Origin of the sequence: Acinetobacter sp. ANC 7912 (genome assembly GCF_039862785.1) — a bacterium.
Taxonomy (GTDB): Bacteria; Pseudomonadota; Gammaproteobacteria; order Pseudomonadales; family Moraxellaceae; genus Acinetobacter; species Acinetobacter thermotolerans.
The window spans coordinates 1,352,207-1,370,041 of record NZ_CP156795.1; the positions used below are offsets into that span (position 1 = coordinate 1,352,207).

A 17,835-nucleotide genomic window follows, 5' to 3' on the forward strand; every position below is an offset into this window, starting at 1 on the left:
TGTATCCCGCATTTACAGAAAATCCTTAAAGAATCCTACATTGTTTTTAAAATAATCAAATGGATAGCCAAGCCTAGAATTTTAGGTTTTTCGGCTTGCAAGTTTAATAAAAATCTCTATACTCTTTTCTTGCAATGGTAGCCCTGCCGGTTACTTCGCAATTGTACTCTATGAACCCCGCCAGGACCGGAAGGTAGCAACGGTAGTAGATCTGCGATGTGCCGAAGCTTTGCTGGTAGGGTTGCCACCATTATTATAATAAAAACTATGTACTATCCTTTTACTAGTTTCATCACTTTATATTTCAAAATCACACGTAGTATTTTCTATGTGGGTGTTATATTTCTGTCTGTTTTAACTACCTTATTACTCATTCAGTTTCCTACACCAAACATTCAAATTTTTATTATTGCATTGTGTGCGGTAATTTGCGTTTTCTCTTTTTTGTATGTGCTTCGATTATGGCATTATCGAATAGAGTTAGAGGAAAATAGTTTAATCATACATGGGTTTAAAACTACGGTCATACCACTATCGCAAATTGAAAAGATTAATGAGCGTACTGTGAATGGTTTCATGCATATCAATCTTTATCTGAAAGGGCGGGATAGACCTCAATTTAAACTGTATGAATATTTAGATTGTTACGATGAACTTCGTGCCTTTTTATTTGCGAACTATCCTTATGCTCCACATTGATTGAGCTAATTTGAAAAATCTTTTATTGATAAAACTGACTACCATGTCATGAGTAATACTTAAAATGAAAACTTAGTAGATTATTAAGTCAAATATAGATAGCTATTAATCCTCAACTTTACGGCTAATCGCCTTTATAATCGCATCCATTTCAAAACCGCGATACATCAAAAAACGAATCTGCTTGGCTTTTAGTTTTGGATCTTTAGTAACTTCAGTGCCATATTTTTTTACTTTCAGCTCATAAGCCTGTTGTACCCAGTCAGTTTCCTTCAGTTCTTCACTGATCAGGCTACTATCAATCTTTTTACTTTTCAGCTTCATTTTAATCTGATTTGGACCTTTGCCTTTACGTTTCTGGCTGGAAAGAAGTGTTTCAGCCACTCGTTGGTCACTTTGATAATTTTCACGAGATAGCTCATCAACAAGAGTTACAACTTCATCCCGATTTTCGGCATAAAGGCAGAGTTTTTCAATCAACTCGGCTTTGGAGTATTCCTTGCGGGTCAGAACGGCAAAAGCATAGGAACGTAGGCGAGAGCCAGTTAAGCCAGGTTTGCGTTCTTCTTTTCGATTTCCACCAAACAGGCTTTCTTCAGAATCAAATTCAGGTAGAGCATCTGCTTGTACAGAAACTGCTGGTTGTGATTCATCTTCAGCATTACCAAATTGCTGCTTGATGGTTTCATAATCCAGGAGTTTGCTAAACTTTGCGTCTGACATGATTGATCCAGTTTTCAATATTTCATTTACACATAGCCATAATAACAAAACGCCCCGTAGGGCGATCTGTGATGACGTTTAAGGATTATGCATCCAGAAAGTCGGCTGGTTCTTCTTCGTCTTTGTCTTCCACTACATTACCAGTAGTCAGAAGCTGTTCACGAATCAGTTTCTCAATGGTTTGAGCAAGTTCAGGATTCTCTTCGAGGTAGCGAATGGTATTGTTCTTACCTTGACCAATCTTGTCACCTTGATATGAATACCAAGCACCCGCTTTTTGAACGATCTCTTGTTGTACAGCAAGATCAATCAATTCACCGAGATGGTTGACACCTTTGCCATAAAGGATCTGGAACAGTGCTTCCTTGAACGGAGGTGCCATTTTGTTTTTCACGACTTTAACTTTAGTTTCTGAACCAATGATTTCGTCGCCTTCTTTTACCTGACCGATACGACGGATGTCTAGACGTACAGAAGCGTAAAATTTCAGTGCATTACCACCAGTTGTGGTTTCCGGGCTACCGAACATCACACCAATCTTCATACGGATCTGGTTAATGAAGATCACCATACAGTTAGAACGTTTGGCATTACCGGTAATTTTACGCAGCGCCTGGCTCATCAAACGCGCTTGCAGACCCATGTGCGAGTCGCCCATTTCACCTTCGATTTCGGCACGAGGAGTCAATGCAGCAACAGAGTCGACAACGATCAGATCAATCGCACCTGAACGTACCAACATGTCGGCGATTTCCAGTGCCTGTTCACCATGGTCTGGCTGGGAAACCAACAAGTTGTCGATATCTACACCGAGTTTACGTGCATATTGAGGATCAAGCGCATGTTCGGCATCGATGAATGCACAGGTACCACCAGCTTTCTGACATTGTGCAATTGCTTGCAGAGTCATTGTGGTTTTACCTGAAGATTCAGGACCATAAATTTCGATAATACGGCCTTTAGGTAAACCGCCAATACCGAGTGCGATATCCAGCGTTAAAGAACCTGTAGATACAGCTTCAACCGCCTGAACGGTATTATCACCAAGACGCATTACTGTGTTTTTACCAAATTGCTTTTCAATTTGGCTTAAGGCAGCATTCAGCGCCTTGCTTTTATTCTCATCCATCTTACAACCTCAATACGATGTCACAACTTTAGTACTCAAGTGGATGTCTTAAATTAGATCTTGTTCCACAGGTGTATAGTGACAGAATGTTCCCTGATATTCTATAAAAGTCAGTGCATGTGCGACACACTCTGACGCTTGAATTTAATCATCATTATAAGACCAATAACGGTCAAATTGCTGACTATTTTCATCTCTAAATCTATTGATATCCCGACGGTCTTTTTTACTTGGTCGATGATCGGGACGTGCAAGATTATGCAGTTTTCTCTGTGATGCAATCAACTCCCGACGTGCAATACTGACTTCGGTTTCTTCATACAGTTTTTGTGCCACAGGCGCAGGACCACGCACATCTGACAGCTCTTTAACAATCACCGTCTTTTTGTCAATGCCTTGCTGGATGGTAATTTCCATCCCAATCCGGACTTCACGGGAGACTTTGACACGTTCACCACCAATATGCACTTTACCGCCTTCGATGGCATTTTTGGCAATGGAGCGGGTTTTAAAAAAACGTGCCGCCCATAACCATTTATCTATACGCATGCCTACCGCATCTTCGGGTAAAGACGATTTACGCATATTGTTTCTTAACCTCAGACTGATTTAAATAAGGGATTAAGTCTGTTAATTGGTCCAGCATCGGGTAATTGCAAGTCTCACGGGCAACTTTACTGGAAGAAGGCTGCTTGATGCTAAACAGGTTCTGGATCCCGTATGCTTTGGCGCCATTCAGGACTTTTTCTGTATCATCAATAAAATAGACTTCTGCTGGATCGAATGGATGAAGTGCCTGAAGACCTTGCCAAAATTCAATAAATTCTTTGGCATGACCGAGGGTTTCCGAGCTGACAATCACATCGAAATAACCTTTGAGATTTAAATGTTCTAATTTAAAGGCAAGACCTGCACAGTCGGCATTGGTTGCCAGCCAGATCGGATAACCATTTTCTTTTAAATAATCCAGTAACTCGAGTGCTTGTGGCCTTAAAGCAACTTTATCTTTATGCTCGATTTGCATAGCAAGTACATCGACTTCGACTTTAGATGTCCAGAAGCGCGAAGAGTACCAATTTAGAGTATGATTATGTTCTTGGTAGAACGCATAGAGCGTTGCTCGACTTTGCTCCAGACTGCAACCATGCTTTTCAGCATAACGGACGGGAAGCAGGTCATTCCAGATGAAATCATCATAAGCAAGATCAAGTAGGGTACCGTCCATATCAAAAATGACAGGCGGTTTTTCTGGACAATTCGACATATAAGGTTTTCTATGTTTAAAGCAACAACAGCACCACAAGATCCGATGATTTTGCAGTTTGTGCCCATTTTGACACAAGCCTGCGAAATTTTGCGAGAAGAATATCAGCAATATTGTTCCGGTGCGGCTTTTGACATTGAAAAGAAAAAGGATGATTCACCGGTCACGCAGGCGGACTATCGGGCCAATACCTATTTGACCCAAGCACTAGCTGAAATTTCTGATCTACCGCTATTATCTGAAGAAGGCTCACAAAAGGGGCGGCATGACTGGCCTGAATTTTGGCTGCTCGATCCATTAGATGGCACCAAGGAATTTCTACATCAACGTCCGGAATTTACAATTAACCTGAGTCTGGTCAGAGGCAATCTTACTACTTTTGCTATTTTGGCAATTCCGGCACAACAGCTTGTTTATTTCTGTCCTGAGCAAGGCATGCCATTTAAATACGATATTCAGCAAGATGGCTGGTATGAGTATGTACAGTCAGTGCAGGCAGAAACGGTACAGGTCGGTTTAAGCCAAAGCAGCCAGAAAAAACCAAAATATGCTGCTTATCTGGAAAGTCTGGCGAAATTGACGGATTTTGATGAGATCAAGGCGGGCAGTGCCTACAAGTTCTGCATGATGCTGGAAGATCGTGTAGATATTTATCCACGTTTCCATCCAACCTGTGAATGGGATACCAGTGCTGGGCAATGCCTGATTGAGCGGATTGGCGGTGGACTGGTGGATTTTAAAGGCCGGCCATTTAGCTATAATCAGCGTGAGACCTTATTAAATGGCGGATTCATTGCCTATAAGACCAAAGATATGCAGAAATTGGCATTTCAGGCCCTCGCAGACATGCAAGACGGTGATTGAGCTGTTGCCTGTTCATGTTATAGTGAGGCAGATTCCGTTGATAGATCAGTTGGCAAGATTGTGTCATTAAAACTGCTTCCACCGAGTATGCTCAGTGCAATTGATTTATTGCCTGATACCAAGACGCCTGTAACCCTGTTTACGCGTCATTCCCTGCGTGAAGATACTGCTGGTCAGGGTCTGGCTGGCTATGATTTGCAATTGACGCCTCAGGGCCGTGATCTGGCGCAGCAATGGGGTGCGTATTTGGTGGATCAGACCGATCGCAATATTCAGCATTGTATTTCCAGCCCGATTCAGCGTTGTGTGGATACTGCGGCGTTGATGATTGAAGGAGCGGATCAAACCAATAAAGCACCGCATACGCATAAAATTGAAATCGTTGAGCAAGGTCTATTGGTCGAACCGGGAAGTTTTGTGCTGGATATCCAAAAAGCTGGCCCTTATTTCAAAAAACAGGGTGCTTTGGGTTTTATTAACAGTTTTGTGAATAATGCTTTGCCAGGGATGAAACACCCGATTCATGGTGTGGTGGATGTGCTGGAGCTAATCTATAACACCCATCCGAAAACGCCGTATGGACTCAGTCTTGCGGTGAGTCATGATACCATTCTCGCTGCCATGATTGCGGTAATGTCAGGTCATCAGGAAGTCAGCAAAGAAGACTGGCCGAAAATGATGGAAGGACTGTTTGTCTGGTTTGAAGGTGATGTGTTTGAAGAATCCAAACTGAAATGGATCTGGCGGGGCAAGGTGCATGAACTTGATATTTCTCAGTTCCAGAATTCGGAATTCAAGACTCATAAATAACATTAAAGCTCAATCATGATGGTTGAGCTTTTTTAATTCTATTTATTAATTTTCTTAAATTTTAGCTTTGATACGATTTGGATACTGGTTTAGGTCAATGCTGTCGCCATCATCGTTCAATGGCCAGACAGAGGTATTAACAGGTGTATTCTGTTGATGAATACGGCTGTATTTACCCGCAGCAATTAAGGTTGCGATTGGATGTTCGGCAATCGTATAGGTTTCAACGATTTGCTGTGGATATTGGGTGCGGGCATAAAACTCAGCTTCACTTTCACCGGTATGTTCTGCAAAAATTCGCTCAACTGCGGGTAAGTACACACCATAACTGAGCCATGAATCTACACCTTGGGAAGCCTGAATTTCTGCAGTGCCTTTCATATTTGAAATCACACGACCGAGAACGTCTTTTTCACCCTTACTTGTAAAATACTCGATGTACTGCTGTTCTATATTCTGAAATTTTTCTAATGTTGGCAGGAATTTAGTAATCATATTTGTTCCCCAAATAAAGTGATTCTAGAGATATTATGCTTCTGATTTTTAGAATACCATAAAAATTTTATGGGATTTAATTAGCTTTTATGAATTTTTGAGAGTGGTAATGAATAGGGAGTTTTCCTAATTTGCAGAGGCCAGAACTGATAATCCGTAAGTCATATAATTATCCAGGCAGGCTTTTTTACATTTCTCTTATGAAAGTGAAATAGAGTAAGCATGAAAAATCACTATGCTGATAGATAAATCAATATTACAAGTATAGGAATGACTATGAAAATAATCACAATTTTAAGTTTGGTGCTTCTGGTTGGCTTAACGGCGTGTCAACGTGATACTGATAATGCAGAGCAGGATCAAACCACAACCCCGCATTCTATGGATAAAGATGAATAATGCTTAGGGTCTAACTGAATAAGTGCAATTTTTGTTGATTAAGTCTTTTGAGAGAATAGAAGATGGGTAGGATTTTCATGTAGTTTGAATATTGAAGGAATTTCCATCTGCACTTTAAAATATATTTTCAATACAGAAATTTTAAATTTTAGGCACAAAAAAAGCCCCAAAGGGGCTTTTTTTGTTTAGCGATTAGTTAGAAGCTAATGCTTTAACTTGCGCATTTAAACGGCTCTTATGACGAGCTGCTTTATTTTTATGGATGATACCTTTGTCAGCCATGCGGTCGATTACTGGAACAGCTTTTTTGTAAGCTTCAGTAGCAACAGCATAGTCGCCAGCAGCAATAGCAGCTACTGTACGTTTAAGATATGTACGAACCATAGAACGCAAGCTTGCGTTGTGTTTGCGTGCTTTAACGTTTTGACGAGCACGTTTTTTAGCTTGAGCAGAGTTTGCCACTCGTGCACTCCTTGAAATAGATTGGTCTGGGCGGGCTGAAACTCAACTGAAAACCACATCAGAAGAACTATCACCAGCCCGTAAACAAGTGCCATATTTTGAGGAAACTGAGGGCTTAAGTCAAGTCTTGACATGCTTTGACAACATTTTAGTTGCAGAAAAATTCTAAAGAAAACGTTAGATTAGTATTCGAGCAGGGAGATCGTACAAAAAATGACTAAAACCATAACATATCCTATCGTCATCGGGGCTACAGGCCTGGTCGGCAAGAGTCTGGTCAGGCAGTTGGTGAATGAGCCGAGTACCCAGCGTATTAGTGTGGTGGTACGTAAATATCAGCCAGAATTTGAACAGTGGCCCAAAGTCACACAGCTGGTCTTTGAAGACTTTCTGATGCTAAATGAGGAGGACGTGAGTAGTCATACTCATGCCTTTAGCTGTTTGGGCACGACTTTAAAGCAGGCTGGCTCAAAAGATGCTTTTTATAATGTGGATTACACGATTAATGCCCATTTCGCCGAACTGGTTCAGGAAACCGAGGCGCATTATTTGTTGATCAGTGCGATGGGAGCGAATGCCAAATCCCATTTTTTCTATAACCGGGTTAAGGGTGAACTGGAAGATTATATTCAGACCTTGAGTCTAGAGCGGATCAGCCTTATCCGTCCGTCTTTATTGCTCGGTGAGCGCGGACAGAAACGTTTGCTGGAAGATACTGCACAAAAGCTTTATAGCAAATTTTCGCATTTGGTACCGGATTCTTTTAAATACAAGCCAGTGACAGCCGAGCAGGTGGCTCATACTATGGTATATGCAGCCCTGAATCAGACTGTGAAATTTGAAATTTATGATAATTTAGCCATACAAAAAATGAAATGAGGGTAAAAAATCGTGTCCAGCGTACCATTTGTAACTTGTGACCTGCTTGATGACAATCCGGATAAAGACTTGCAGGTGGTCACCCCATGCCTGGATGGCAAATTCTTTAGAAGCTATGGCGCACGTAAAAGCTTTGGCGGCCAGATTGTCACGGTAAAGTGCTTTGAAGATAATTCACGTGTTAAAGAATTATTGGCGACGGATGGTACAGATAAGGTATTAGTCGTCGATGGTGGCGCGTCTATGCGTTGTGCACTGATGGGTGACCTGATCGCTGAATCAGCAGTGAAGAACCACTGGAATGGCGTGATTATCTACGGCTGTGTACGTGATGTAGATGCCATTGCTGAGCTGGACCTTGGTGTACATGCCTTGGCTTCTATTCCTCAAAAGAGCAACCGTAAAGGTATTGGCGAAGTCGATGTACCGCTTTACTTTGGTGGTGTGAGATTTACGCCGGGTGAATATGTCTATGCTGACAATAACGGCATTGTGCTGTCTAAAGAAAAATTAGTCGATTAAGCAGCAAGCTGTTTAAACTGACAGAATAAGAAAAAATCAGCAATACCGTGAAAGTCACTTAATCTGCCTACTTTCACGGTCACTAAAACAAAAAAGGATAAATCGTATGCTCCCACATCAAATCAAGGTTGTACAGGCATTGGTATCATCAATTACCCAAGGTGGGAGAGGGATGGTGGGTACGCCGTTTCCGAATCAGCCTGAAAAGCCAATCAAACTGTATGAATTTGAAGGTTCACCATTTTGTCGTCGGGTGCGTGAGGTATTAACTTTACTGAATCTGGATTATGAGGTTTACCCATGTCCGAAAGGTGGCACCAAATACCGTCCGATCGTCAAACAGCTAGGGAGTAAAACGCGTTTTCCATTTTTAGTCGATGAAAATACCGGTGACCAGATGTATGAATCACAGGAGATTATTCATCATCTGTTTAAGCATTATGGCAAAAATGGCAAGACACCAAGTAAATATACTCATTATCCTAAAATTCCGACAGTGGCTCTTGCTGGAACAATTGTGAATGGCGCTCGTGGTGTTTGGGTGGATAAACAGATTATTAATCGTCCAGCACCTGAAAAGTTATTGGAATTATGGGGCTTTGAAGCGAGTCCTTTTACCCGAGTGGTACGCGCTGTTTTGAGTGAGTTGGAACTACCGTTTATTTTTCATAATGTCGCCAAAGAGCGCTGGCAGGATTATGGTCCAGCAAAACTGCGCTTAAAACCCGGTAAATATGAACCATTACCGGGTGGCAAACGTGAACAAGTGTTAAAAGTGATGGGAGATAACATTCAGGTCCCTTATTTGGTTGACCCAAATACTGGGGTGAAAATGTTTGAATCTAAAGAGATTGTGAACTATTTACAGCATCAGTATAGTGCTTAGTGAAGATAAATTGTTGGTGCTATAAAAATACTTTAATCACAAATAAAAAGAGGATCATCAAGATCCTCTTTTTATGCAGCTTATTCTTCTTCAGCAGGTGGAACCAGCATCAGAATCGATTCATTCAACAGGTCAGCCAGATCTTCCAGCATGTCCTCATCAGCAAAGTCCAGATCCAGTGCAACGGTTTCACCATTGGCAATCAATTTCAGCTTTTCAGCAAAGGTATCGGAAATACATAAGCCTTCACCATTGCCCCAGAACAGCACTTCGCCATCTTCTTCTGTATAGAGCAGGCGAGAAGCGGGTTCCAGCATGATGCTATAGCCCTGATCCAACGCTTCTTCCAGATCACCCGTGCCAATTTCTTCAGCTTCCGGAATATTTTCTGGATATTTGGGCTCAGACATCAAGGTCATGATGGCATCTTCCAGCACATTCGAGTTGAGCAGCTGCTCCATGACTTTGTCTTTCAGGTATTCCAGTTCATGGGTAGTCACTTGTCCCGGTGCTGAAATCTGATCACGAATGATGTCAGTGAGGGGGTTACGCAGGGCTTCATTTTCAGCGAATTTATCACCAACACGATCCATCATATCGCTGACGTTTGGCATGCGAAAACCGAAAGAGAAAGTCAGGCAGTCATCTTCAGCAACGCCGTAATGGGACAGACCTGGTGGTACATAGAGTAGGTCACCCGGAGCCAGCACTTCATCAAAATTCACATCCATTTCGGGAAGTAGTTTTAATGGCTGACCAGGTAAAAATTCAGTTTCTACATCACACATCTGGCCTAACTGCCAGCGACGATGACCATAACCTTGTACCAGAAATACATCATAATAGTCGAAATGCTTGCCGACTGAACCGCCTTTAGGTGCATAGGAGGCCATGATGTCATCACGACGCCATTGAGGAATAAATGGGAATTTTTTCCAGAGTTCAGATAGGTCAAAAGAATAGTGGTCAACTGCCTGTACCAGTAGGGTCCACAATTTTGGCATCTTCTGGAAATCTGCTTTCAGTAAAGGTGAAGACTTCACTGACCACTGGTTTGGATCACGATCTTTCTGTTTGATCAGGCGAGCTGTGACATTTTCTTCAAGGGCTAGTTCTATCACATCATCAGGTTCCAGCAGACCTGCGATTTCAGGCATAGCATTACGCACAAGGAGAGGTTTTTTCTGCCAGTATTCAGCAAGGAACTGTTCAGCGGTAATTCCGCCTAATACATCTAAAGGTTGGGACATGGGATTAACTACAGATAAATTTTGCTTATTGTCCCTTGAGTTATGTAATGGTGCAAGAGAGATTCTGAGTAATCAATTTTATTGATCTAACTTTTAATATAAACAGGCTTTGTTTCTTTAAGGCTTTGTTGCACAAACCTATCTGTAAAGGCTTTTTCAGCGATATAATTTTCAAATGAAGAAGCCTACACACAAAATCTACCGCACAACCAATTGGCCCGCATATAACCGAGCACTCATGAGTCGCGGAAATATTGCCATTTGGTTTGATCCTGCTACGCAATGGTATGCGCCATCAAAAGGCAAACAAGGGCGAAATCAAACCTACTCCGACGCAGCCATCCAGTGCTGCTTAATGATTAAATCCTTATTCCGTCTGTCTTTACGTATGGTTACTGGCTTTGTGCAAAGTCTGATTAAACTTTGCGGATTAAATTGGATAGCTCCAGATTACACCACGCTTTGTAGAAGACAAAAGCATATTGATATTGTAATCAGCTACCAAAAAAGTAGCGATGGGCTGCATCTACTCATGGACTCTACAGGCATGAAGTTTCTAGGTGAGGGCGAATGGAAACGCAAGAAACATGGACCTGAATATCGTCGCCAATGGCGTAAACTTCATATTGGTATAGATGCTAAAACCCTACAAATACGAGCAGTTCAGCTTACAACCAATAATGTCAGTGATTCACAGGTGCTTGGTGATTTACTTAATCAGATTCCACAAGATGAGCAGATTAACTCTGTTTATACCGATGGAGCTTATGACACCAAGCAATGCCGTCAGGTCATTGCAGATCGGCAAGCGCATGCGGTGATTCCACCTAGAAAAAATGCGAAACCATGGAAAGATACAAAGAGTAGCTCGCTAGAGCGAAATGAATTACTTCGAACAATTAAACGTTTAGGCAGGACACTATGGAAAAAATGGTCAGGCTATCATCGGCGAAGTTTGGTTGAAACTAAGATGCATTGCATCAAATTATTAGGAGATAAACTCAGTGCAAGGAGTTTTGATAGCCAAGTGAATGAGATCCATGCACGTGTAGCAGTCCTTAACAGATTTACGGAATTAGGTCGACCACTTACCCAAGTTACGCCTTAAATTTAGCTCAATTAGGTGCGCTTTGCATTTCAAATCTTTGTGCAACAAAGCCGATTTGTTTTGCGGTGAGATGTTCGTTTTTACTGCCGAATTTGTGCTGTTTAAACAGCGCCAGTTCATGCTCGTATTTTTGATTGAGAATGGAAAGATGTTGAACTTGAGCATCTAATTGCTGATTGGTGACTTCAAGATGCTGAACTTTGGTATCTAATTGTTGGTTTGATTTTTCTAATTCTTGATTTGATTGTGCCAGAGACTGATGCTGCATTGCCAACTGCCGGGTGAATTCCAGCAGTTGTTCATGGGTCAGTTGGCTTAAGTCAGGCAGCGTATTCATGACCGCAGTATGCCTGAGGTCATGAGAAGAATGAAATAGAACGTTTGGAGAATAGCAGAATGGACCAACCTAGTTTAGAGCATCGTCACCACCTGCTGTCGTCCAATGCGCTGCCAAGGTAAACCCTGGATCAGTGCCTGTAACTGTTCCGGACTGATCGCCATGCTTTCACCCTGGTGAACCTGCGCCCAGTGGAATTTTCCCTGTTCCAGCCGCCGGGCACACAGCCAGATGCCCAGTCCATCATGTACCAGCACTTTCATGCGATGGCCACGTTTATTATAGAACAGGTAAGCACAATGCGGTTTAATGTAGCCAAAGGCTCTCACCACCTGAGCCATGATAGTATCCATCCCTGCTCGCATATCCAGAGGTTGGGTGGAGAGCCAGATTTCATCAATGCGGATCATGTTGCAAGTGCCTTGAGTAATTCTGCTAAAGCAGATATTTCTGATACTTGCCATTTCAAGCCAATTTCTGCTTTTGAGTGGGGTAAAGTAATTTGAACCGTTAACATGTCAGTAGGAGTAGGATCTAATGGTGCAGAGCAAGATAAGGCAATAAATGCAGGTTTATTCGGTAGTGGTGAGCGATCATTCCCTGGCTTACCATCAATTAAGCGAATCCATTTGGATACAAGATTTGTATTCAATCCATGTTGCAAAGCGACCGAAGCAATTGAAACATCCGGTGCTTTACAAGCCTGAACGATCTGCTGTTTAAATTCAGCACTGTATGTTCTTCGTTTTTTCGCAAGAGATGCGATGGATGTCTGGTGATTTGTAGTCATAAATTTTAGTCCCCACTTGTTTTTAAGTGGGGACTAAATTAAGGCTTATAGGATGAATTCATAAGGTGTGTTCAGCGGACGCTTACCAAACTGATGAGATTAATTCTTTCGAGGAGAAAAAAGACATTATTTATGCTGAGGAGTTGATTGGTTTTATAGTTTCAGAGTCAAATCAGGAGACACAACTTTATCAAGTTCTAGATGCCGCGGATGAAATAATAAATTCAAACAATCAGATAGATTTCTTATCGGTATTCTCAGGACAAGAAAGTAATTTGCTGGATATAGATTATATGAAATCAGATATTATTTCCTTAGCAGATATGCTTTCTGATTCTCATGATGTCGAAAATACGATTGTGTTAGAAAATGAGAATGATCCAATTGTTATTGAAGCAAATACGGAGGAAGTTGCTCAAGCGACAGATCCATTGACATTGGATAATCAGGCGGATCACTATTTACAACAGCTTTTCTCGGATCAGCAACAGATAATTGGTTAATAAGATAACGCCAATCTCAACTTTTTAAGTCATTGAAATAAAAAGGACATAACCTCATTTTAAATCCGTCTATGAAAATAAAATTACAGTTATGTCCACTGAAGAATTTATCATCATTGTCTATTTAATCATAGAGGAAATTTACCCAACTATAGTCTCTGAACCATTAAGAAAACGTGGTTTTCCACCTGCTTTAACCGATATTGAAATTATCACAATGCAAATTGTTGGTGAGTGTCTCAAAATGGATACGGATAAAAGCATATGGATGTTTTTTAAAAACAATTACTTAAGTTGGTTCCCTCATTTAGGTTCATATCCTAACTTTTGTAAGCATTGTGCAAACTTATGGCAAGTTCATCAAAAAATCACAGCCCAATTAACTGCACATTATGGTCAGGATCATATTCATTTTATTGATGGATTTCCTATACCTGTTTGTCGTTATAGTCGAGCAAAAAGACACAAGAATTTCAAAGAACATGCAGGTTTTAGTTATTGTGCTGCACAACAAGAGAAATACTATGGTTTTAAAGGGCATCTTGTAATTAATTTGGAGGGTATGATTACTGGCTATACTTTCGCTCCAGCAAATGTAGATGAGCGTGATGTTGCACCAGAAATCACAGAAAATATTCATGGGTTACTAGGTGCAGATAAAGGTTACTTAAGACCCAGCTTGAAAGAATACTATAAATTTCAGTATGTTGATCTACAAACTCCTTTAAGAAAGAATATGCCGGACTCTAGATCTCAAGAATCAATGAGGTTGCTTATGAGAGCACGAAGGAAAATTGAAACGGTCATTGGTCAATTAACTGATCGCTTTAATATTCAAAAAGTAAGGGCAAGAGATTTATGGCACTTATCGCATCGTTTTATCAGAAAGATTTTGTCACATACGGTCTGCGTCGTTATGAATAAAAAATGTGGTTATTCACCGATTCAATTTGAAAAGCTTATTTAAAGTTGAGATTGGCGTTAAGATAATAAATAACAATGCAGCCCAGTGGCTGCACTGTTATAAATACTGATTTAAGGAACCAGAATATCCAGTTCACGCAAAATACTACAGAGCTTGATCATCGGCATTCCCATTAATGTCGTCTGGTCTTGCCCAATCATTTTTTCAAAAAGGCTAATGCCTAAACTTTCACATTTAAAGCTACCAGCACAATGCAATGGTTGTTCTAACTTCACATAACGCTCAATTTCTGCCTGAGACAGCTTGCGGAATTTAACTTTGTAGTGTTCTACCAGTGTTCTTTCAAAACCGGTAGATTTCTGCTGTACGCTCAACGCTGTACTGAAATATACAATCTTGTCTGAATTGGCCTGTAGCTGGCGAATGGCTTTTTCAGAGGTTAAAGGTTTACCTATAAAAATATCAGGTGCGCCTTCTCGCCATGCGACTTGATCGGAACCAATCACAATCGCATCAGGATGCTGTTCAGCGATATAGCGGGCTTTTTCAAACGCTAGGCGCTTAGCTAAATCATCTGCATGATTTTCACCTTTCGGTGATTCATCAATGTCCGGGACGATCGATACGTAATCAAGACGTAAACGATCCATCAGTTCTTTACGGGTCTGGCTGGATGAAGCCAGGATGATTTTTGCGGTATTCATTAGACAGCGTATTCTTCTAAAACATGGAGAGGGACATAAGCCAGAACAGCCTTATGGCAGGCTTGAAGCTTAATCGGTGGGGCAAATCCTGCCTCATAAGCTTCTACCCAGCGGGTCACGCAGATACACCAGAAATCTCCCGGCTGTAGTCCTGGAAAGTCAACTTCGGGTAATGGCGTGATCAGATCATTACCTACTTTTTGTGAATAGTTGAGAAATTCTGAGGTCATCTGCGCACAAACAGTATGCTGACCAATGTCACTCGGTGCAGTATGGCAGAAGCCATTGCGGAAATAGCCGGTGATGGGATCAAAACAGCAGCTTGCCAATGGCTCGCCAAGAACATTTAAACGGTTTAACTCTGGATCTGGATGTATCGACATAGGTACTGTATCTGGTAGATGCTTTTTCCTATCATAACAAAACTTTGGCAATCGTTAGCTTTTCTGCAAAAGATGCTAACCTTTTTCTGCATAATCATTTAAAATCCCCCTCGTTTTTAATATCAATAAAAGAGAGCTCTACATGAACTTTCAACGCATGACTGACCTTGACCTGGCGGGTAAACGTGTTCTTATTCGTGAAGATTTAAACGTACCAGTAAAAAATGGCGTGATCACCAGCGATGCGCGTTTACGCGCGGCACTTCCAACAATTAAAGCTGCATTAGAAAAAGGTGCTGCTGTAATGGTGTATTCACACCTTGGTCGTCCGGTTGAAGGTGAGCCTAAGCCTGAACAGTCTCTTGCACCTGTAGCAGCTTATCTGACTGAAGCATTAGGTCAGGAAGTCAAACTGTTCACTGACTACTTAGATGGTGTTGAAGTTCAGCCTGGCCAAGTGGTTTTGCTTGAAAACTGCCGTTTTAATGTTGGGGAAAAGAAAAACAACCCAGAACTGGCAGCAAAATATGCAGCGCTTTGTGACGTGTTCGTAATGGATGCATTCGGTACTGCGCACCGTGCAGAAGCTTCTACTGAAGGTGTTGCTCGTCAGGCTAAAGTTGCGGCAGCAGGTCCTTTGTTGGCAGCAGAGCTGGATGCACTCGGTCGTGCATTAAAAACTCCTGAAAAACCAATGGTTGCGATCGTTGCAGGTTCTAAGGTTTCAACTAAACTTGACGTACTAACTTCACTGTCTGACATCTGCGACCAGTTAATCGTGGGTGGTGGTATTGCAAATACCTTCCTTGCAGCTGCTGGCTACAATGTGGGTAAATCACTGTGTGAAAACGACCTGATCGACACAGCAAAAGCAATCGCTGCGAAAGTATCTGTTCCTCTTCCAACTGACGTGGTAGTGGCTGATGCTTCTGAAATCAACTTTGACGACTTCCTGGGTTCATTGGCTGCGGCTAAAGCTACTGTGAAAAAAGTTGAAGATGTTGCTGACAACGACATGATCCTTGATGTGGGCCCAGAAACAGCTAAAGCATTTGCGGAAATCCTAAAAACGTCTAAAACTATCCTGTGGAATGGTCCAGTTGGCGTATTCGAAGTAGATCAGTTCGGTGAAGGTACTAAAGCACTGTCTTTAGCAATTGCTGAATCTGAAGGTTTCTCTATTGCAGGTGGTGGTGATACTTTGGCTGCAATCGACAAATACAATGTAGCTGACAAAATTGGCTATATCTCAACTGGTGGTGGTGCATTCCTTGAATTCGTTGAAGGTAAAACGCTTCCTGCAGTTGCTGTACTTCTAGAGCGTGCTTAATCGTATTGTCTTGAAGTAAATGCTTCTAGCAAAAAAAAGCCGGTTTGATACCGGCTTTTTTATTACCAGCACACACATTTCTGGATGAAAAAGTACTATTGAACCGACAGTGATTGCTAATGACTTAGTGGGGGAATTAACTATAGAAAGTCCAGATGTTGCATGTTTAGACGCTGTTGTTGAATAAGTAGCAAAGTCAAGCCCCAAAGTCCCTGCAAAAGCAGGGATTTTTTATCAATTTATGTGTTTTCTTGCTGAATTGAATACGGTTCGCATGTAGAATATGTCGCATTACCTGGGAGGATATTATGGCTCTTATTTCATTGCGCCAGCTCTTGGATCACGCCGGCGAACATGGTTACGGCGTACCAGCATTCAACGTAAACAACTTAGAACAAATGCGTGCCATCATGATGGCGGCAGACCAAACTAATTCACCTGTTATCGTACAGGCATCTGCGGGTGCGCGTAAGTACGCAGGTGCTCCGTTCCTGCGTCACCTGATTTTGGCTGCAATCGAAGAATGGCCACATATTCCAGTGGTAATGCACCAAGACCACGGAACTAGCCCTGCAGTATGTCAACGTTCAATCCAGTTAGGCTTCTCATCAGTGATGATGGATGGTTCACTGGGTGAAGATGGTAAAACACCGACTTCATACGAATACAATGTTGACGTAACTCGTCGTGTTGTAGAAATGGCGCATGCTTGTGGCGTTTCTGTTGAAGGTGAAATCGGTTGCCTGGGTAGTCTTGAAACTGGTATGGCAGGTGAAGAAGATGGCGTAGGCGCTGAAGGTGTTCTTGACCATTCTCAACTGCTGACTTCTGTTGAAGAAGCGCGTCAATTCGTTGCGGATACCAATGTGGATGCGCTGGCAATTGCAGTAGGTACTTCACACGGTGCGTACAAGTTCACTCGTCCACCTACAGGTGACATTCTTGCGATCGACCGCATCAAGGAAATTCACGAAGCGCTGCCAAATACTCACCTGGTAATGCACGGTTCAAGCTCTGTGCCACAAGAATGGCTGAAAGTGATCAATGAACATGGTGGTAACATCGGTGAGACTTACGGTGTTCCTGTTGATCAGTTGGTTGAAGCAATCAAACACGGTGTTCGTAAAATCAACATCGATACTGACTTGCGTCTGGCTTCTACTGGTGCTATCCGTCGCTTCCTGGTTGAAAAACCAAGCGAATTCGACCCACGTAAATTCTTCACTGCAACAATTGATGCAATGAAACAGATCTGTGTGGATCGTTACGAAGCATTCGGTACAGCGGGTAATGCTGACAAAATCCGTCCAATCTCATTGGAAAAAATGGTTTCTCGCTACTAATTGCTAGCCTGAAAATCAACTGAAAAGCCC

22 protein-coding genes, 1 other RNA gene and 1 pseudogene are annotated in these 17,835 nt (G+C 41.9%); 12 read left to right on the forward strand and 12 right to left on the reverse strand.

Features of this window, described 5'->3' with window-relative positions; translation table 11 throughout:
• Positions 1-144: 144 nt before the first annotated feature.
• Positions 145-241, forward strand: an RNA gene (gene ffs / locus ABEF84_RS06630) — signal recognition particle sRNA small type.
• A 563-nt stretch (positions 242-804) separates the two neighbouring features.
• Here the strand turns inward: ffs and ABEF84_RS06635 are convergent.
• The 4 genes from ABEF84_RS06635 to ABEF84_RS06650 all read right to left on the reverse strand — a co-directional run bounded on the left by ABEF84_RS06635 (position 805) and on the right by ABEF84_RS06650 (position 3,815).
• Positions 805-1,422 carry a regulatory protein RecX gene (locus tag ABEF84_RS06635; protein WP_347453962.1) on the reverse strand — a complete coding sequence of 206 codons (618 nt, stop codon included), beginning with the start codon at positions 1,420-1,422 and terminating at the stop codon, positions 805-807.
• 85 nt (positions 1,423-1,507) lie between these two features.
• Positions 1,508-2,551 carry a recombinase RecA gene (recA, locus tag ABEF84_RS06640; RefSeq protein ID WP_034582462.1) on the reverse strand — a complete coding sequence of 348 codons (1,044 nt, stop codon included), beginning with the start codon at positions 2,549-2,551 and terminating at the stop codon, positions 1,508-1,510.
• A gap of 144 nt (positions 2,552-2,695) precedes the next feature.
• Positions 2,696-3,136: an RNA-binding S4 domain-containing protein gene (locus ABEF84_RS06645; protein ID WP_034582459.1), complete on the reverse strand. Its 441-nt coding sequence runs from the start codon at positions 3,134-3,136 to the stop codon at positions 2,696-2,698.
• Positions 3,129-3,815, reverse strand: a complete 687-nt coding sequence (locus ABEF84_RS06650) for an HAD-IA family hydrolase (RefSeq protein WP_034582456.1) — start codon at positions 3,813-3,815, stop codon at positions 3,129-3,131. Before ABEF84_RS06650 ends, ABEF84_RS06645 begins: the two co-directional genes overlap by 8 nt.
• A gap of 12 nt (positions 3,816-3,827) precedes the next feature.
• Between ABEF84_RS06650 and ABEF84_RS06655 the strand changes: the two genes are divergently transcribed.
• The gene (locus ABEF84_RS06655; protein ID WP_347456820.1) at positions 3,828-4,679 is read left to right on the forward strand and encodes a 3'(2'),5'-bisphosphate nucleotidase CysQ; all 852 of its coding nucleotides are present in this window, start codon (positions 3,828-3,830) and stop codon (positions 4,677-4,679) included.
• Positions 4,680-4,739: 60 nt separating this feature from the next.
• Complete coding sequence (locus tag ABEF84_RS06660) at positions 4,740-5,489, forward strand: phosphoglycerate mutase family protein (protein WP_347456821.1); 750 nt, start codon at positions 4,740-4,742, stop codon at positions 5,487-5,489.
• A gap of 54 nt (positions 5,490-5,543) precedes the next feature.
• Here the strand turns inward: ABEF84_RS06660 and ABEF84_RS06665 are convergent, their stop codons facing one another.
• On the reverse strand, positions 5,544-5,984 hold the full coding sequence (locus tag ABEF84_RS06665) for a hypothetical protein (RefSeq protein WP_347456822.1): 441 nt from the start codon (positions 5,982-5,984) through the stop codon (positions 5,544-5,546).
• 276 nt (positions 5,985-6,260) lie between these two features.
• Here ABEF84_RS06665 and ABEF84_RS06670 point away from each other — a divergent pair, with 276 nt between their 5' ends.
• Positions 6,261-6,383 (forward strand): hypothetical protein, encoded by a 123-nt coding sequence (locus tag ABEF84_RS06670; RefSeq protein WP_347453965.1) that lies wholly within the window; start codon positions 6,261-6,263, stop codon positions 6,381-6,383.
• Positions 6,384-6,575: 192 nt separating this feature from the next.
• Here ABEF84_RS06670 and rpsT read toward each other — a convergent pair whose 3' ends face one another.
• Entirely contained in the window at positions 6,576-6,845 is a 270-nt protein-coding gene (gene rpsT, locus ABEF84_RS06675; RefSeq protein ID WP_004786139.1) for a 30S ribosomal protein S20, read from the reverse strand.
• Between the two features lie 213 nt (positions 6,846-7,058).
• Here rpsT and ABEF84_RS06680 point away from each other — a divergent pair, with 213 nt between their 5' ends.
• From ABEF84_RS06680 to ABEF84_RS06690, 3 genes are all read left to right on the forward strand, one after another.
• Positions 7,059-7,724 carry a nucleoside-diphosphate sugar epimerase gene (locus ABEF84_RS06680; RefSeq protein ID WP_347453967.1) on the forward strand — a complete coding sequence of 222 codons (666 nt, stop codon included), beginning with the start codon at positions 7,059-7,061 and terminating at the stop codon, positions 7,722-7,724.
• Between the two features lie 12 nt (positions 7,725-7,736).
• Complete coding sequence (gene rraA / locus ABEF84_RS06685) at positions 7,737-8,246, forward strand: ribonuclease E activity regulator RraA (protein WP_347456303.1); 510 nt, start codon at positions 7,737-7,739, stop codon at positions 8,244-8,246.
• Positions 8,247-8,352: 106 nt separating this feature from the next.
• Positions 8,353-9,132: a glutathione S-transferase N-terminal domain-containing protein gene (locus ABEF84_RS06690; protein WP_347473810.1), complete on the forward strand. Its 780-nt coding sequence runs from the start codon at positions 8,353-8,355 to the stop codon at positions 9,130-9,132.
• Between the two features lie 80 nt (positions 9,133-9,212).
• Here ABEF84_RS06690 and ABEF84_RS06695 read toward each other — a convergent pair whose 3' ends face one another.
• Positions 9,213-10,382 carry a cupin domain-containing protein gene (locus tag ABEF84_RS06695; RefSeq protein ID WP_347456824.1) on the reverse strand — a complete coding sequence of 390 codons (1,170 nt, stop codon included), beginning with the start codon at positions 10,380-10,382 and terminating at the stop codon, positions 9,213-9,215.
• A gap of 175 nt (positions 10,383-10,557) precedes the next feature.
• Between ABEF84_RS06695 and ABEF84_RS06700 the strand changes: the two genes are divergently transcribed.
• Positions 10,558-11,490 (forward strand): IS5-like element ISAba12 family transposase, encoded by a 933-nt coding sequence (locus ABEF84_RS06700; RefSeq protein WP_063454701.1) that lies wholly within the window; start codon positions 10,558-10,560, stop codon positions 11,488-11,490.
• Positions 11,491-11,542: 52 nt separating this feature from the next.
• Here ABEF84_RS06700 and ABEF84_RS06705 read toward each other — a convergent pair.
• From ABEF84_RS06705 to tnpA, 3 genes and pseudogenes are all read right to left on the reverse strand, one after another.
• Positions 11,543-11,827 (reverse strand): annotated as a pseudogene (locus ABEF84_RS06705) (IS66 family transposase); the annotation flags it as partial.
• A gap of 74 nt (positions 11,828-11,901) precedes the next feature.
• A complete protein-coding gene (tnpB, locus tag ABEF84_RS06710; RefSeq protein ID WP_347456825.1) occupies positions 11,902-12,237 on the reverse strand; it encodes an IS66 family insertion sequence element accessory protein TnpB in 336 nt (111 codons plus the stop codon).
• Entirely contained in the window at positions 12,234-12,617 is a 384-nt protein-coding gene (gene tnpA / locus ABEF84_RS06715) for an IS66-like element accessory protein TnpA (protein ID WP_004762545.1), read from the reverse strand. The genes tnpB and tnpA overlap by 4 nt, the downstream gene beginning before the upstream one ends.
• A gap of 65 nt (positions 12,618-12,682) precedes the next feature.
• On the opposite strand from tnpA, the gene ABEF84_RS06720 reads away from it, so the two are divergent.
• Both ABEF84_RS06720 and ABEF84_RS06725 read left to right on the forward strand, forming a co-directional pair.
• Positions 12,683-13,120 carry a hypothetical protein gene (locus ABEF84_RS06720; RefSeq protein WP_347453971.1) on the forward strand — a complete coding sequence of 146 codons (438 nt, stop codon included), beginning with the start codon at positions 12,683-12,685 and terminating at the stop codon, positions 13,118-13,120.
• Positions 13,121-13,211: 91 nt separating this feature from the next.
• On the forward strand, positions 13,212-14,087 hold the full coding sequence (locus ABEF84_RS06725; protein WP_000102417.1) for an IS982-like element ISAba825 family transposase: 876 nt from the start codon (positions 13,212-13,214) through the stop codon (positions 14,085-14,087).
• Positions 14,088-14,155: 68 nt separating this feature from the next.
• On the opposite strand, the gene ABEF84_RS06730 is transcribed toward ABEF84_RS06725, so the two are convergent.
• Positions 14,156-14,749, reverse strand: coding sequence for a Maf family protein (locus tag ABEF84_RS06730; RefSeq protein ID WP_347453972.1), 594 nt, complete (start codon positions 14,747-14,749; stop codon positions 14,156-14,158).
• Positions 14,749-15,132: a DUF2237 domain-containing protein gene (locus ABEF84_RS06735; protein WP_347453973.1), complete on the reverse strand. Its 384-nt coding sequence runs from the start codon at positions 15,130-15,132 to the stop codon at positions 14,749-14,751. Before ABEF84_RS06735 ends, ABEF84_RS06730 begins: the two co-directional genes overlap by 1 nt.
• Before the next feature lie 142 nt (positions 15,133-15,274).
• Between ABEF84_RS06735 and ABEF84_RS06740 the strand changes: the two genes are divergently transcribed.
• Positions 15,275-16,462: a phosphoglycerate kinase gene (locus ABEF84_RS06740; protein WP_347453974.1), complete on the forward strand. Its 1,188-nt coding sequence runs from the start codon at positions 15,275-15,277 to the stop codon at positions 16,460-16,462.
• A gap of 308 nt (positions 16,463-16,770) precedes the next feature.
• Positions 16,771-17,805, forward strand: a complete 1,035-nt coding sequence (gene fba, locus ABEF84_RS06745; protein ID WP_034589185.1) for a class II fructose-bisphosphate aldolase — start codon at positions 16,771-16,773, stop codon at positions 17,803-17,805.
• Positions 17,806-17,835 lie beyond the last annotated feature (30 nt).

Excerpts from the sequence above, each read along its gene's own strand:
- ABEF84_RS06650 (WP_034582456.1), bottom strand. The coding sequence starts at position 3,815 with ATGTCGAATTGTCCAGAAAAACCGCCTGTCATTTTTGATATGGACGGT.
- ABEF84_RS06700 (WP_063454701.1), top strand. The coding sequence starts at position 10,558 with ATGAAGAAGCCTACACACAAAATCTACCGCACAACCAATTGGCCCGCA.
- ABEF84_RS06695 (WP_347456824.1), bottom strand. The coding sequence starts at position 10,382 with ATGTCCCAACCTTTAGATGTATTAGGCGGAATTACCGCTGAACAGTTC.
- recA (WP_034582462.1), bottom strand. The coding sequence starts at position 2,551 with ATGGATGAGAATAAAAGCAAGGCGCTGAATGCTGCCTTAAGCCAAATT.
- tnpA (WP_004762545.1), bottom strand. The coding sequence starts at position 12,617 with ATGACTACAAATCACCAGACATCCATCGCATCTCTTGCGAAAAAACGA.
- ABEF84_RS06670 (WP_347453965.1), top strand. The coding sequence starts at position 6,261 with ATGAAAATAATCACAATTTTAAGTTTGGTGCTTCTGGTTGGCTTAACG.
- ABEF84_RS06740 (WP_347453974.1), top strand. The coding sequence starts at position 15,275 with ATGAACTTTCAACGCATGACTGACCTTGACCTGGCGGGTAAACGTGTT.
- ABEF84_RS06635 (WP_347453962.1), bottom strand. The coding sequence starts at position 1,422 with ATGTCAGACGCAAAGTTTAGCAAACTCCTGGATTATGAAACCATCAAG.
- ABEF84_RS06690 (WP_347473810.1), top strand. The coding sequence starts at position 8,353 with ATGCTCCCACATCAAATCAAGGTTGTACAGGCATTGGTATCATCAATT.
- ABEF84_RS06680 (WP_347453967.1), top strand. The coding sequence starts at position 7,059 with ATGACTAAAACCATAACATATCCTATCGTCATCGGGGCTACAGGCCTG.
- ABEF84_RS06735 (WP_347453973.1), bottom strand. The coding sequence starts at position 15,132 with ATGTCGATACATCCAGATCCAGAGTTAAACCGTTTAAATGTTCTTGGC.
- ABEF84_RS06725 (WP_000102417.1), top strand. The coding sequence starts at position 13,212 with ATGTCCACTGAAGAATTTATCATCATTGTCTATTTAATCATAGAGGAA.
- ABEF84_RS06665 (WP_347456822.1), bottom strand. The coding sequence starts at position 5,984 with ATGATTACTAAATTCCTGCCAACATTAGAAAAATTTCAGAATATAGAA.
- tnpB (WP_347456825.1), bottom strand. The coding sequence starts at position 12,237 with ATGATCCGCATTGATGAAATCTGGCTCTCCACCCAACCTCTGGATATG.
- ABEF84_RS06655 (WP_347456820.1), top strand. The coding sequence starts at position 3,828 with ATGTTTAAAGCAACAACAGCACCACAAGATCCGATGATTTTGCAGTTT.
- ABEF84_RS06730 (WP_347453972.1), bottom strand. The coding sequence starts at position 14,749 with ATGAATACCGCAAAAATCATCCTGGCTTCATCCAGCCAGACCCGTAAA.
- fba (WP_034589185.1), top strand. The coding sequence starts at position 16,771 with ATGGCTCTTATTTCATTGCGCCAGCTCTTGGATCACGCCGGCGAACAT.
- ABEF84_RS06645 (WP_034582459.1), bottom strand. The coding sequence starts at position 3,136 with ATGCGTAAATCGTCTTTACCCGAAGATGCGGTAGGCATGCGTATAGAT.